The following is a 15954-nucleotide window of genomic DNA, read 5'->3' on the forward strand; positions in this document are numbered from 1 at the left end:
AATGCATAAATACCACAAATGCATCAGATGCCCAAAAAATCATTCTCTGGAATTTTCCCAGAGTTGCATAAACTCGCCCAGGATCATCGCCGTGGCGCCCCAAACCATCTCTTGGTCAATGTCAAAATAAGGCGTTTCCAATTTGAGTCCCGAATCAATATTTACGGACCCCATTTTTCTGATTTTTTGGTCCAACAAGTCACTTAAAGGAAAAGTGATGATCCTTTCCACTTCAAAGGGATCGGGTCTGAATTCCGGCTTTTCATGGGTAAAACCGATAAATGGAGAAACCATGAAATTGCTCGCCGGAATGTAAAGATCCGTCAACCTGCCGATCAGTTCCACTTTGTTGCGGTCCACCCCTATTTCTTCTTCCGCTTCCCGCAGTGCCGTTTCTCCGAGATTCAGGTCGGTCAATTCCCATTTTCCGCCCGGAAAAGCAATTTGTCCGCTGTGGACGCCTTCGTAGGTCGGTCTTTTGATAAAAGGAACCAAGCAACCCTCCCCATCTTGATAGAAAAGCATCAATACGGCCCCCTTTCGATGGTTTTCAGGAATGTTCAATGAGAACCTGCGCGCATCAATCGGTTTTGGCGCCATTGTCCCCTGCCCCATCTTTCCAGGCAAGGGCTTTTTCAAAGCTTCTTCGAGTTTACGAATGACTTTATCGAGTTTCATTTCAAAAAATTGATCTTATTTAATTTCTTCTTTAGATATCCTTCTCGGGGATACTGACTGGAGACCACGGGACTTTCAAAATACAGGTATCGATTTTCGCCTGGAATGATCAGCCAAACGATGGGCCTGACCCCGGTTTCCTCTTCAAATATCCCTGCCACCAGCAGGTGATCGGGACTTACCCAAATGGCCTCCTCAAAAGCTCCGGAGGGCCCAATGAAAAGGAGTCTTTCCCGCATCCCGTTGGATTTGAAATAAATGACTTCGGAATCCGGATTGAAATAGGGCTTTCCTTCTTCATTGAAGGAAACTTTATAGCTGTAGATGTCCACTACGCCGTTGCCATCTGGCTGAGGAACCAGATAGGGATAAAAGGCAGTGTTGGGCATGATGAAATTTTCCTCGGGCCATTCCAACACCTCATAGGTATAGCCTCTGGCAAAATCGAAAGCCGTTGCGTCGAATCCAGGTTCAATGCTTTTCCAATTGGCCGTCCATTCCGGAAATTGCCCCAAACCTTCCAGGACCATGGTCATTTCTTTTTCTTCCACGGTCAAGATCAGAGCTTCACTGGTTTCTTCCTTTGTTTCTTTATCAGAAGAACAAGAAAAAGCCAAGATCAAAAGAAAGAACCAAATGGGATTTGATGTCCGATTGAAGAAAACTACTTCCATTTTTTCAGAGTGGGATTTGGTAGACAAAAATTGAATGTGTTGTTCATTGCTTTTATTGGATCAGGCCTCAAATACAGTCAAGCCAGACATTCCAGATCCAAAGTTAATGGAAAAACGGGTTAAACCCGAAATATGCATTCCATTTCCAAAGGGGATCGAAGCTGGAAGAAAATCAGACTATAGGGAGACTAATTCTTCATGCCAAAAGAGCAAGTTCAAAAATAGTCAAGACCTCATTCATTATCCGTTAATTACAAGCTTGAATTGAGTTCGGAATGCATAAAACGGGTTCAACGCTTTTGCAGAAAAAACCAGCAGCCAAAAAGCAAAACCGCAATACAAATCAAGCATGTTTTGGCCAAAAATCAAAAAAGGTCCAGACATTGCCTGGACCTTTTTTATCTCTCAAACCTATTAAACCTATTGTAGATATTCAAAGTATGAATAACATGATCGAAAGGTATAAAATGTTTTTAAAAACTGCAAACAATCGATTGCGAAAATTTTATTCTGTTAAAATTGCGCCTCTTCTGTACTCCCTTTCAAAGCCATTGTAGAAGATTCTCCACCAGTGACAACTTGCTGAACTGCATCGTAATAACCCGTCCCAACAAAGGCTTGGTGCTTCACTGCCTTAAAGCCATTTTTTTGTAAAGAAAATTCTCTTTCTTGCAATTCGGAGTACCCCGCCATTCCCCTGTCTTTGTAAGCCAAAGAAAGTTCGAACATGCTGGTGTTGAGTGCATGGAATCCGGCTAGGGTGATAAACTGAAATTTATAGCCCAGTTCAGCCAAATTCTCCCTGAAAGTCAGCATCTCGCTCTTCGAAAGATGCGCCGCCCAGTTGAAGGATGGAGAGCAGTTGTAGGCCAGCATTTTGCCAGGAAACTTTTCATGGATGGCTTGGGCAAACTCCCTCGCATAACCCAGGTCAGGATTGGAGGTTTCCATCCAAATCAAATCGGCATAGGGCGCATAGGAAAGTCCTCTATCAATTCCCTGTTCGATTCCATTATTCACTTCGTAAAAACCTTCCGAGGTTCTTTTCCCCGTAATGAACTTGTGATCCCTGGGATCAATATCCGAGGTGATCAAATTGGCTGCATCAGCATCCGTTCTTGCAATGACAATAGTGGGAACACCACATACGTCTGTTGCCAACCTTGCCGCCAAAAGTTTATTGATCGCTTCTTGTGTCGGGACCAATACTTTGCCTCCCAGGTGTCCGCATTTTTTGGCAGAAGACAATTGATCTTCAAAATGGACACCTGAGGCTCCTGCTTCTACCATCATTTTCATCAACTCAAATGCATTCAGGTTTCCACCAAAACCAGCTTCGGCGTCAGCGATGATCGGGACCAAGTATTCCAAATCCGTGTTTCCCGATACGGACTGAATCTGGTCTGCTCTCAAAAGTGCATTGTTGATTCTTCTGACCACTGCGGGAACTGAATCAGCAGGATACAGACTTTGGTCGGGATACATTTGACCAGCCAAATTGGCATCTGCAGCCACTTGCCAGCCACTCAGGTAAATGGCCTCCAGTCCTGCTTGGACTTCCTGGATGGCTTGATTCCCCGTCAGTGCGCCAAGGCCTGCAATAAAGGGTTGATTGTTAAGTTTGTCCCAAAACCGCTCTGCACCCATTCTGGCAATGGAAAACTCCAACTTGTAACTTCCGGTGAGTCGCAAAACATCCTGTGCAGAATAATTTCTAAGGATGCCTTTCCATCTTGGATTGTTTTTCCAGTCGTTTTCCATCGCCAAGGCATTTTCGATTGATTGATTTTTCATAATTGTTAGGGTTAAATTGATTGTTGTGATTTAAGAATAAGGTCATTATAGTTTAAAGCATTGCATAGGCAGGGAGCGTGAGAAAATCGACAAAATCGTTAGAAAGCACCAGCTTATCCATCAGCGCAGATGCCTGTTGCAGAGCCCTTCCATTGGCCCTCTCCTCCCCCAAAAGGGTTTTTATTTTTTCCATTTCCTGGAGTTTGAGGCTCAAATAAAATTCTCCGGTGATGGTTTGGCCGTCCTTGGTTTGGACACCATGCCTGATCCATTGCCAAAGTTGGGCGCGGCTAATCTCGGCCGTGGCGGCATCTTCCATCAGATTATACAATGCTGCTGCACCCACACCAGAAAGCCAGCTTTCCAAATAAAGAATACCCACATTGATATTGGTCCGCACTCCGGATTCCGTGATGCTCCCATCTGGAATCCTCACATCCAATAAATCCTCTGTTTCAAATCCTGAAAGAAAGGGACGCTTATTTTTTTGATTGACATGTCCCTGATCAAAGGCCTTTGTAAAAACTTCTTCAGCAATGGGTACCAGAAATGGATGGGCTACCCAGGTGCCATCATACCCAATGGAGGCTTCCCTCTCTTTGTCCGCCTTCACTTTTTCTTGGGCCATGCGGTTGATTTCTGCATCTTTGGCGGGGATAAAAGCAGACATCCCACCGATGGCATGCGCACCCCGTGCATGACATATTTCCACAAGTTTGGTGGCATAAGCCCTCATAAAGGGCGTTTCCATCGTTACCAAGCTTCTATCGGGAAGTATGAAGGAGGGATTATTTCTGAATTTTTTGATAATGCTGAAAATATAATCCCATCGGCCGGCATTGAGGGCCACGAGGTGATCCTTAAGCTCATAGACGATATTGTCCATCTCCAAAGCCCCAAAAATGGTTTCTACCAAAACAGTGGTTTTGATCGTCTTTTGAGGGATTTTCAAGTAGTCCTGAGCCGCTACAAATACATCGTTCCACAAACGGGCCTCAAAATGACTTTCCAACTTTGGCAGGTAGAAGTAAGGTCCTGAGCCATTTTCCAATAATTTTTTTGCATTGTGGAAGAAAAACAATCCAAAATCAACCAATGATGCGGAAAGTGGTTCCCCGTTGATGACCATGTTTTTTTCCTCCAAGTGCCAACCTCTTGGTCGCACTTTCAATACCGCATGCTTGGCATTCAACGCATAGGTTTTTCCGTTTTCGGCTTCAAAATCAATTTGATTTCGGATGGCATCGTAAAGATTGATTTGTCCGGTAATGATGTTGTCCCAGGTGGGAGAAGTAGCGTCCTCGAAATCCGCCATAAAAACCTTTGCCCCACAATTCAGCGCATTGATGACCATTTTCCGATCCACAGGACCTGTGATCTCCACTCTCCTATCTTCCAAATCTTCCGGTATGGCCGCGATCCTCCAATTCCCGCTTACATCCGGAATCTCCGCCAACACCGATTTCAACTCCCCCATTTCGAGCTGCTGCTGGACTCGCTGCCTTCTGACAAGAATTGAAAACCTCTTTTCCCTGAACTTCAATTCAAGAAAAGCCAAAAACCCCAATGCTTCGGGCGTTAGAATCTTTTCATACGCTTTGGACATCTCTCCCAAAACCTTTAACTGTAAAGTATCTGATACTGCTATGGTCATGATGATAAATGGTTTATGTGATTGATGTGATAAATGTAGGAAAACGAATTTAATATAAAAAGCGAAATTTCGCTTTTTATTACTTTTCTTTTATTTATGATTTTTCACAAAAAATTATTTCAACTGATATTTTTAATATCTTCGCTTAATCAAAAAAGGTAAATCGTGAAAGAAGAGCATATCAGGATAATTTTCGGATTGAAAGTAAAGCATCTCAGAAAGGAGAAAAACCTTTCCCTTCTGGAACTTTCCGATTTGACGGGAATCTCCATCTCCTATCTGAATGAGATTGAAAAGTCAAAAAAATACCCCAAATCTGACAAAATATTCAAATTGGCAGAAGTGCTGGGGGTAAACTATGATTATTTGGTTTCCCTCAAGTTGGAGGACAAAATGAAAACCATCTCTGATTTGCTCCAATCGGACATCCTTTCTGAACTTCCCCTGGAACTGTTCGGGATAGATGTCAGCTCATTTATTGAATTGCTTTCCGATGCTCCCTCTAAGCTGAATGCCTTTATCATCACCCTAATGGACATCAGCAGGGCATACGACATCTCCAAGGAGGAATTTTTCCTTTCTTCCCTCCGCGCCTACCAAGAGATGCATGACAATTATTTCCCTAAAATCGAGCTTGAGGTAGAAAACTTCAAAAAATTAAACTCTTTGGTTCACTTGCCCAATTCAGCCATTCTGCATCAGATTTTGGTGGAAAAGTACAATTATCAAATCGAGTCTTTTGATTTTGATCTCGATCAGAGCCTCAAGGGAACACGGACGGTTTTATTCCCTGGCAAAAATCCAAAATTGCTTTTGAACCCCCATTTGACTGAAAACCAAAGGGTTTTTGCCTTGGGCAGGGAACTTGGATACAATCATTTGAATCTCCAGAAAAGGGCCTATACCTCTTCCTGGGTAAGTGTCAATTCCTTTGAGGAAGTATTGAACAACTTCAAAGCGAGCTATTTTAGTTGCGCACTTTTGATTCCGGAAAAAGAAATCACCAAAGACTTGGAGGCTTTTTTTGCACAGGACAAATTGGATGAAGAGAAACTTTTGTCCTTGATAGAGAAGTACAATGTCACTCCCGAAACACTGGTTTACAGAATGACGAATATTCTTCCAAAGCATTTTGGTCTCAAGGAATTGTTCTTCTTAAGAATCACCAAAAACTTGAATTCAGGGGATTTCTCCCTGAATAAGGAATTGCATCTCACGGGAATTCACCATCCGCACGCCTCCAAAAACAAGGAGGATTACTGCCGCAGATGGGTTTCGGCTACGATTTTCAAAGAGTTTGAGATGCACAACAAGAACCGAATCGGAAAAGGCCAGTATTCCTTCTATCCAGATGGACAATCCTATTTTGTTTTTGCCATCGCATACAGATCAGGTCTGGAAAAGCAAGAGCAGGTGAGTATTTCATTTGGGTTAAAAGTGAATTCCCAATTCAAGAAAAAGGTGAAGTTCCATAATGATTCCAAAATCCTCCTCAAACATGTGGGGACAACCTGTCAAAGGTGTCCCGTGGAAAATTGCGAGGTGAGAGTTGCTCCTGCACACATTCTTGAAGCACAGAACAAAAAGGAAGAGAAGGAAAAAAGATTGGCCGAAATCAAAAGAGAATTTTCATGAATGCCGAATTAAGCAAAACCATCGTTCATCTCATCCATCAGGGATTTGAAAGCTACATCAATTCTTTTAAGGAATTGACCAGCCATGCCCCACATTTCTTCAAATCAAGGGATTGGAATGCAAGTCAACAAAACCACAGGAGGAGATTACTCCTTTACAAGGATCAGGTGCATGCTACCCGCCTCATTTTGGAAGGAATTTTAAAGGATCAGGTGGGGAATATCATGTTGTGGAAAGAAATAAAATCTGATTACAATTGGGAAATCACAGAAAGAAAAGACAAAGAACTTGCGGAGACCTTTTTCAATTCGGTGATCAGAAAAACATTTCCGGGATTGGCCATTTCCGATGAATTGATGTTTGTCCGTGAAGGCTATGACACCTGTGACATTCATCCTCAAGAACATTTGTTCTACAATTATCCCTCCCAATGGGGTTTACAGAAAATCATCAGAAAAATCGTTGCGGATTTTGATTTCGGTGTTCCCTATATGGAAAAGGAAAAGGACATCCAGTACCTGGTGAAAGCCGTCCGGGAGGTGATCCTTACCCGTTTTCAAGCCACTTCGGAAACCACCACCCAAGTGCTCAAGAGTGTTTTTTACCGAAACAAAGCGGCCTATCTGATCGGCAGAACCAGAATTGGTGGAAAATGGATGCCTTTTATCATTCCCTACATGAATGGCCCCAAAGGCATTTATGTAGATACCCTGATTTTTGACCCCAACATCATGAGTGGGCTTTTCAGCTTTTCCAGGTCTTATTTCATGGTGGAGGCAGAGATTCCATCCCAAATCATCGCCTTCCTGAACTCTGTGATTTCCCAAAAACTCATCCATGAACTCTACAATGCCATCGGCTTTAACAAGCATGGGAAAACAGAGTTCTATCGGGATTTTCTAAATCACCTCGAAAGGACTTCGGATCCCTTTATCCAAGCAGAGGGGATCAAGGGGATGGTCATGACGGTGTTTACACTGCCTTCTTATAACATCGTATTCAAGATGATCAAGGACCATTTTGAACCCCCAAAAAGCATGACCAGGCTGGAAGTCCGGCAAAAATACAAATTGGTCTCCCTCCACGATCGGGTGGGAAGGATGGCTGATACCCACGAGTTCGAATTTTTTCGATTGCCGCTCGACAGGATTCACCCGGAATTGGTCACGGAATTGAAAAATACCTGCAATTCCCTGCTCGAATTCACGCAGGATGAATTGATCATCAAACACCTTTATACCGAAAGGAGAATGGTCCCACTGAACATCTACCTGGACAGCTGTACACTGGAAGAGGCCAAACACGTGGTCGAGGAATACGGCAATGCCATCCTCCAATTGGCACAGGCGAACATTTTCCCCGGAGACATGATGGTCAAAAACTTCGGCGTTACGCGGCAAAAGCGGGTTATTTTTTACGATTATGACGAAATTGAGTTTTTGACAGACATGAATTTCCGGTGGAAACCTAAGGCAGAAAACTATGAGCAGATCTATGCATCGGCACCTTGGTATGACATTGCCAAGAACGATGTGTTTCCTGAGGACTTCAGACGTTTTATGATTGGCCGTGCCGATGTGAAGCCCCATTTTTTGGCGTTTCACGAAAAGCTGTTCAATCCAGACCATTGGACCGAAATCCAGGAAAAAATAAGGACGGGCGAATTGCTGCATGCTTTCCCCTATCCAAAAAGCATGAGGTTTCGACCTGAAGAAGAGGTTTAACTCAAAGAACCATGAGGTTTCCCTTAGAGCAATGCCTGCATGAAAATCAGGCTTTTTGAAAAATAAGGCATCACACCTATGTGGTGAAGTCAAAAAAATTAACCAAATATATCATTATCAGGAATTTACATCCTTAAATTGAATTGATAATGCAAATCCAGGTTTAAAGAAAAACGGATAGCACCGATCGGTGAAGTCAAAATTTCGAAGAACCGACTGATTCCTAAGTAATTTGAGGATCGAGTAGAAATATAAATGCATAAAAGGGGTTAAAACCCGGCATAAAACGGGTTAAAGCCCGAGATAAACGGGTTAAAAAGGATAGCCGATGGCAAAATTGAACACCAGGTTTTCCCTTCTCCAATTTCGGTCCCGAAAATCGAAGGAATTTCCCCAGCGCTCATTTTCTGGCAATGATGGAACCCTAAGGGGTGTGGCGAGATCAAAGCGGATCACAAAAAACTCGATGTCAAACCGCAAGCCAAACCCTGTGCCTACTGCAAGTTCGTTCCACCATTTCGAGGTGAATTTACCCCCTGGAAGGGCTTCGTTTTCGTTCATCAACCAGACGTTCCCGGCATCCATAAAAAACGCCCCTTTCAATATTGACACAATCGGGAAGCGGTACTCGATATTTCCCTCCAACCTGATGTCTCCTGCCTGGTCGAAAAAAGAGCCCAAATTGAATTCTTCGGGACGGTAAGTGCCCGGACCAATGGACCTGATCCGGAATGCGCGGACGCTGTTTGGCCCCCCAGAGAAAAACTGTTTGACGAAGGGCAAGGAATTGGAATTGCCATAAGGAATCCCCACTCCACCAAAAAGTCTGGTTGCGATGGTGTGCTTTTGATTCATCCTGAGATAATATCTAAAATCAACATCGCCTCGTGAATACTGCGCATATCTTAGACCCAAAAAAGTGTTCGGGTCTCCACCAAAAACCCTGTTGGCCAGATTAATCCCATTTCCAGCCAAATCAACTGTGCTCGCCACAAAAATCCCATGGGTCCTGAATTTGTCTGACAACTTGTTATAATTGAACGTGTAATTTATTCCCGCAATAAACTGCTGGTCAAAACTGCTGCGCAAAAAGGGATTTTTGTTCAAAATTTCCTCAAATTCATCCGATGTTCTGGACAAGTTCACCACATTGATACTGATCGGATTGATTTCATGGTAAACAAAACGGTTTGCATTCCAAAAATAACCATAGTTACCGGAGAATGTATTTAACTTGTACAAGCCTCCCCTGCTGAGATATTCGGTACCCAAGCTGATTTTGGTTTTCGGTACAGAATAGCTGAAACGTTCTTTGATTGGGATAAAAAAGACCACCCTTGGATAGATCAAGTCTGCTTTCAGGCCCAACTCAATAGAATTCAAACCCGCTCTTTCCCCACTTGAAATCTGCGTTTCGTAGCCAAATTTCCCTGTTATGTTCAGTGATTCCCCACCCAGAAAAAGATTTCTGTTGCGATAGGTAACGTTTAATGCCGGACCCGCGAAATTATTGGATTTGGATACCGCCTGAAGCTCTACCCTTACCGAGCGCTTGGTCTGCGGCGAAAGGTAAATGCTTGCTTCAAGTGATCCCTGATCCCCCCGGTTTTCCAATTCGGTGTAGCGAAGATTGACAAATCTATAATTCCCAATAGAGCTCAAACGGTTACTGGTGAGCCTTGATTTTTCTGGACTGAAATAGTCTGCGCTGTCTATCAGGATGTATTCATCCAGGAGAGCAGGCTTGAACACCACTTTCCCTTGGATAAATTCCTTTCCCTCCAGGAAAACGGTATCCAATTTTTCGCGTTCATCATCAATGGAATAGTTAGGGAAAACCTTGATTCTGTCAATTTTGTAGGGAATGATGCCGGAAGTCGGTACACTTTTTTTGAACCTGAGAAAAAGGTCAAATTTCCTTAGGGTATCGCTGATATTGGTGTCCGCCTCAAATACGAGATAATCCTGATTGAAATTATAATACCCTTTGTTCTTCAATGCTCCATCCAACCTCAAACGCTCCTCTTGAAGTGTGGCAAGATCAAACCTCATTCCTTCCTTGATCTGAGTATCCTCCAACAAAGCGATAATTTGCTTGTCAATTTCCAGAGAATCCCGGTCTATCTTAAAATTGACCAATGTATAGGGCGCTGAAATCTTCACCGTGTAATCCACCTTGGCGAATTTTTCCTTTCGGGTCACATCTGAATTGGTGACGGAATAAAAAAAACCTCTGTTTTCCAAACGGTTCAAAATCAATTCTTCGGTTCTTTGTGGATCAACAGCACTAAAGTAAACCGGTTCCTGCCCCAGCTTTTTTTTCAAAAACCGATTGATAAAACCAGGCTTCTCCTTGGACCCTTTATAATGCGCCCAGAGCCCAACGTACATTCCCAATATCTTCTTGTTTGGAATGGGCCTGATCAAACCCTCTACCTCGGACTCAATTGCCTTAAGGTCGGAAACCCTTTCTTTCGTTTCCAACTTCAGTTCAGCACCTTCATAGAGAAATTCATCCTCAGGGATATATTTTTTTACACTACATCCTATAAATAGACTGTTCAAAAAAATCAAAAAGACAATATATATGTTCCTAATCTTCATTTTCCTCCTTAATTTTTTCCTTTTTGGAAGGTTTGGATTCTTTTTTTCCTTCGGAATTTTCGCGATTTTGATTTTCAATCTCCTCTATTGGATTGGTATTGTCCTTGTTCAAATCAATACCGCGCCACAATTCAGTAAATCTGTTGAATTCCCTGTTGAAAATCAGGCCAAAGCCTGTCACGATCAACTGGCCGTCAATGATACTCTCGAATTGGTTTCTCCGGAAAGCCCTGAGACGGTACCTGCCGTTTTCGGTCAACATGTATTCAAGGCTTATATTTCCCAAAACTGCATTTTCCTGATCGGGGCTTTGGGAACTCCCCTCAATATCCACCTGACTTCCCACCTGGACGATCAGCCGATCATCGAACAGTCTTTTCCGAGCACTCACGTTCAATTGCGTTCTGTCTTGTGGCCGACCCGATTGGTAATCCGTGAAACTGTCCAAATCAAAATCCAACTCCAGTCCACTTTTTCCAAAAACATTGCTGGAGAGTGCGTTCAGCTGCCCGGAAAGCACCTGGCTCACACTGTTCCGTGCGATCGCTGAGGTTCCTCCACCGGAACCATCGCTTCCCGTTGTTGGGAAAAAACGGTTGAGAACCAAAAGAGAAAACACCTGTTTGTTCAATTCGTCTTCCTGGTCATTTACCTGCAAAACCCTGGAATACACATTGCCACCAATGGCTCCACGCTGGTCTTCGGGCATATCCAATCTAAAGGATATTTCAGGTCTTAGCAGTGGCCCATTGACATTCAAAAACACCAAAAAAGGCAATTCTTGTAAGTATTGCGTCCTAGACCCTGCATCGGCTCCAGAAAGTTGGCTGGACATCAATTCGGAAGAGGCAGTCCTAACTGCATAAATTGCACTGATGTTGAGATCTGCATCCATCGGGTCCCCGTTCCAGGTGATCCTACTTCCCTGACCAATCTCGAACCTTTTGCTGACCAAGTTGTAAAGCGACATTTCATAATGGCCTTTGTTGATTTCATACAAACCACTGAGTGTAATCCTTCCATTCGGATTGATTTCCATATTGAGGTTGGCCTGACCGGAAACAAGGAGATTGTCCCCTGAATTTTTATCCACCACGATGTTGAATTCCGCGGCTGGATCAATATTCAACCTTGCCCGAATATCGTAGCCAACAAACCCGGAAGTGGTTTCTTCTATGGATCGCGTAAGAATGTCGTAAGGATCCTGACGGTTTACAAACACCACAATCCCGTCTCTCTCCACCAGATCCAATTGGGATTCCGGAACAATAAAAGTCAATTTCGTTCCGCTTTTTACGCCCAGAGTAGCCACAACCACAGGTAGATTGAGGTCCCCTTTTACAGTCACATCCGCATCGATAATCCCCTTACCAAAGAAGAGGTCATTGTCCTTGATGGTAGAATTTATTGCTGAAAAATTCTTGGCGTTTATCTTTAGATCAAAAGACGGATTGGTATAAGTTTCTGTGAAGACACTTCCGTCTATGGAAAATGTATTGTTTTGAGCATCCGAAAAAGTGAAATTCTTCAAATACACCCCATCGTTGTCAATGCGGATCGCCTCATCGGAAAGCAAAAGTTTGGAGTTCAATTGCGACAGGACAAAGCCCGCTTGGTTGAACCGGATATCCCCTGAGTAAATCGGGTCGGTGGTAGATCCACTGGCTTTGATGTTACCAGAAATATATCCAGAGCCATCTCTCACTTCATCTCCCGAAAGTCCTGCGAAGACCTCCATATTTATTTTGTTCAAATCAAGGTTAAGATCAAATGTGCCCGCTTCCTCATTTGCCTTGAAATCACCGGTGAGGTCAAGGTCGATTCCTCCATCCTTGAGTGCTAGATTGACTTCATAATTCCCCATTGTCCTGGAAGATGCATCCAGACTCAGATTCCCCAAAGCAACATCCAAGGCCTTCAAATCCGTGATTTTCAGATTCGCCAACAAACCAGTGGCACCGAAAGGATTTTCGACGATAAACTGTCCATCCATGAGACCACCTGCAACGAACTGATCGGGATTCAACAAACTGGTAAAAGTCTCCAGTCTAAACCCCTTGAAAACAAGGGCCAAATGATCGTCCTCAATTTCAGCCAAGTCATCCCTGATCTCCAGTTCCTGTTGCTCCCTGAAGAATCTGAATTCCTCAAAATGAAGGTATTTGTCAGAAAAGGCAATAAGGTTGTTTTCAGGTATTTGCCAAGCTTCCTTATTCAGGAGCAAATCTTTTGGACTGATATGGATGCTTAGGGTATCCCCGCTAAAGCCGATATCGGACGCCAAGTGCATCAATTTTTCTTCCCCATCAAAGGAATTGAAATCGAAATACAACCTGGAGTTTTCCAGCTCGCCTGTGAAATACGTCCTACCCATGGACAAGGGGCTGGATTCCAGTGCCAAGAATCCAAATGCCAAATTCAAATCCTCTTGGTCAGATCTGACCCTTAGCCCAAGACTGTCTATTTCGACAGCGCCATATTTAATATAAGGCAAATCCAAATCAGCGTCCAGTTTGTTTTCACTTGCTTTGAAATCCACCCTTAATTTCACACTATCGAGTTGATCCAATCCTTTCAACAATACCTGGTTCAGGATGGGCGCTTGATTGATGACCAGGTCCAAACGCATCTCAACCGTCCCGTTCACTACGGAATCTTTCTCATCCAAATACTGCCTTAAATGGCGCTGAATCGCTTCAGATAATCCTTGGGGTGAGGTATTGGATCTTAGTTTCCCATTGACCATCAAACTCTTGATATCCACACTGGTACTGTCTTCCCTTACATGCGCCACCAAATCGAGTGCTCCCAAAGGATAGGTTCTTTGGTCAATGATCACAATGGAATTCTCCAGGGAGGTTTTCACATCAAAACTGGAAGGATTTCCTTCAAACTGTGCATTGAAGCGGAAACTGCTCCGGAGATCTTGTGAAGAGAGTCCCAATTCAAAAAAATTGGCCCCTACGAGATCCAAGGTCAGGTCAATCTTGGAATTGACCGTATCAAGGTCAAGTTTTGTCAACAGTTCAAAATCCAAAAACTCTTCCTTCAACCACATTTTCACTTCCCCCACACCGGATTCGAGTTGGCCTTCCAAGGCCAAGCCGGCATAATCCCTTCCATAAATATTCAGCTTCTCAAAGGTGGAATTCAGAGATGCATTCAGCGTACCCATCGATTCGCCCTCCGCTGAAGCCTGAATCTGGAAGGTCAAAGAACCAATCTCTGGGTTTTCTATAATCTCTCCCAATTGTAGATCTTTCACTTTCAAATCCGCCTCAAATGCGAGCTGCCCAATATCCCGGTATTTTCCATCAAGAATTATTTGGCCCAATTCAGTGTCCAGCTGGACAAAAGCCACCAGATCATCCAGTTTTCCTGAGGCATAGGCCTGAATCTCCAAATCCTCAGGCAAACGGATGCCCAGATTTTTTTCCTCGACAAATTTGGCAATTGTTTTCCTGTCGGTTTTCAGGTTCAATTTGGGGAAATCAAATGCCAACAAGTCCGTATCCATAGGATTGGTGATCTGTCCATTTGCGTTCAAAACGGTTTTGGGCCCCCATGAAAGATTGAGTTTTGGGATATCGATTTGGGAAAGATCCCCATTCGCCCTCAAGGATAGGTCAAAGGGAAATACCGCAAGTTTTCGGATCATTTCTTCCCTTGCCAATGTCTGATCAAAATAATAAGCATCCCGGACATCCGCCCGCAATTTATCCACTGACAAATCAAATTTGATCCGGTCGGGAAATTCAATCAACTCCTGGAGGGAGGCAAAGGACAAATCCACTTCCCCGGAAAGAATACTGCGGTTTGTCTCCAGAGACAATTCCTCAAGGTGGATTGCAGTATCCGAAGCTTTGGCTTTAAAAGAAAATTCCTTCAGCTGGAATCCTCCGCTTTCGGTGAAAACAAGCTTTCGAAGGTTTAATCCCCCTTTTTGATTTTTCAGAAAAATATTAGAGGCCGACAAATTGAATTGATCCAAGAGGATGGCTTCAGGGTTGAAATAGCCAGCCCGTACAGGCTGATCCTTGCTTTTATATTCCAGGTAGTTGTCTTCCAAATCAAACTGCCCAATTTCAATGTTCCATTCAGGCCAAGAAAATCCTGTTGGATCACCGTCCACGCGCACTGCAGCTGTGGCGGCGCCGGTCTTTTCAGAAAAATCGTGAAAAAGAATCGAGGATTGATTCAGGGCAAAGGTTTTGACGGAGATTTTTTGGGATTGAAGATCCGCCTCTGGTATCTGGAAAGTCAGCGAACCTATTTTGACGTCTGCTTTTTGGTTGTCCGGATCATTCTGATAGAGGAGTTCCACGTTTTTCATCAGGAAATTCTCCACCACCAACAGTGGCATTTGCGTTTCTTCCAAGGAATCCACCTCTGAAGGTAGAAAGGGTTTGGTTTGATGGTAATGGATTTTGCTGTCTTGGAGGGTTAGATTTTGGATATAGAATTCAAATTTTTCAAGATTCAACTGCTCTGTTTCCAATACCAATTCACCGATGATCAGGGATGCATCCATCCCGGTCACTTCATCCTGATAAATCAAGTCGAAATCTTTGAAACTTACAGGCCCTAAAGTAATGGACAGGGCATTTTCTTCTCCTTCGGGAGTATCGGAAACACTCACCCCTACTTCTTTATTCCCTTCTTTGGGAGAAAACGCTTCGATAAAAAAGTTGAAATTGAATTGCTCGGTGTTTTCATCCCTTCGTATTCTGGCCACCAATCCTTCCCATTCCAGTTTGGAAATCCTGATTTCTCCATCTTTTATCAAGGGCATAATGGCCACGCCCGATTCCAAGCTTTTGGAATACAGCAAGGTGTCTCCAACCAAATCTTCGATGTATAATCCTTCCAGATATACATTTCCCCGGAATGTCAAAAAAAGTTTTTCGATTTCAACCTTGGCACCTGTTTTTTTTGAAACAAAGGATGTTGCCTTCTCCACGATTATGCCTTGGCCCCAAGGACTTCTGATAAAAAATACCAGCGAAACCAATAGGATAAGCAGTATAGCCAAGGTTATCCCTATGATTTTTAGCAGCTTATAGAAAAATTTTTTGATAAGAGTGCGCTTTAGTGAGTGTAATCAACAAATATAACAGAATAAAGAATTTATTGATCAAAAATAAAGCCACTCTCGCTACACAAGAGTGGCCTTTTAAGGAAAAGAGAAAAG

8 protein-coding genes are annotated in these 15954 nt (G+C 43.4%); 2 read left to right on the forward strand and 6 right to left on the reverse strand.

Annotation, left to right across the window (positions count from 1 at the left end; translation table 11 throughout):
- Positions 1-39: 39 nt before the first annotated feature.
- From Q7J63_RS04745 to aceB, 4 genes are all read right to left on the reverse strand, one after another.
- Positions 40-678, reverse strand: coding sequence for a CoA pyrophosphatase (locus Q7J63_RS04745; RefSeq protein WP_304884370.1), 639 nt, complete (start codon positions 676-678; stop codon positions 40-42).
- On the reverse strand, positions 675-1352 hold the full coding sequence (locus Q7J63_RS04750; protein ID WP_019597617.1) for a hypothetical protein: 678 nt from the start codon (positions 1350-1352) through the stop codon (positions 675-677). The genes Q7J63_RS04745 and Q7J63_RS04750 overlap by 4 nt, the downstream gene beginning before the upstream one ends.
- A 513-nt stretch (positions 1353-1865) precedes the next feature.
- Positions 1866-3146 carry an isocitrate lyase gene (aceA, locus tag Q7J63_RS04755; RefSeq protein WP_304884373.1) on the reverse strand — a complete coding sequence of 427 codons (1281 nt, stop codon included), beginning with the start codon at positions 3144-3146 and terminating at the stop codon, positions 1866-1868.
- Between the two features lie 52 nt (positions 3147-3198).
- Positions 3199-4800: a malate synthase A gene (gene aceB / locus Q7J63_RS04760; RefSeq protein WP_304884375.1), complete on the reverse strand. Its 1602-nt coding sequence runs from the start codon at positions 4798-4800 to the stop codon at positions 3199-3201.
- Positions 4801-4965: 165 nt separating this feature from the next.
- Here aceB and Q7J63_RS04765 point away from each other — a divergent pair, with 165 nt between their 5' ends.
- Positions 4966-6435, forward strand: a complete 1470-nt coding sequence (locus Q7J63_RS04765; protein ID WP_304884377.1) for a helix-turn-helix domain-containing protein — start codon at positions 4966-4968, stop codon at positions 6433-6435.
- Positions 6432-8159 carry a bifunctional isocitrate dehydrogenase kinase/phosphatase gene (aceK, locus tag Q7J63_RS04770; RefSeq protein WP_304884379.1) on the forward strand — a complete coding sequence of 576 codons (1728 nt, stop codon included), beginning with the start codon at positions 6432-6434 and terminating at the stop codon, positions 8157-8159. Before Q7J63_RS04765 ends, aceK begins: the two co-directional genes overlap by 4 nt.
- A gap of 312 nt (positions 8160-8471) precedes the next feature.
- On the opposite strand, the gene Q7J63_RS04775 is transcribed toward aceK, so the two are convergent.
- Together Q7J63_RS04775 and Q7J63_RS04780 are read right to left on the reverse strand one after the other, a co-directional pair.
- The gene (locus Q7J63_RS04775; RefSeq protein WP_304884381.1) at positions 8472-10763 is read right to left on the reverse strand and encodes a BamA/TamA family outer membrane protein; all 2292 of its coding nucleotides are present in this window, start codon (positions 10761-10763) and stop codon (positions 8472-8474) included.
- On the reverse strand, positions 10753-15795 hold the full coding sequence (locus tag Q7J63_RS04780) for a translocation/assembly module TamB (RefSeq protein WP_304884383.1): 5043 nt from the start codon (positions 15793-15795) through the stop codon (positions 10753-10755). The genes Q7J63_RS04775 and Q7J63_RS04780 overlap by 11 nt, the downstream gene beginning before the upstream one ends.
- Between the last annotated feature and the right edge of the window lie 159 nt (positions 15796-15954).

The organism is Rhodonellum sp. (genome assembly GCF_030656585.1).
Lineage (GTDB): Bacteria > Bacteroidota > Bacteroidia > Cytophagales > Cyclobacteriaceae > Rhodonellum > Rhodonellum psychrophilum.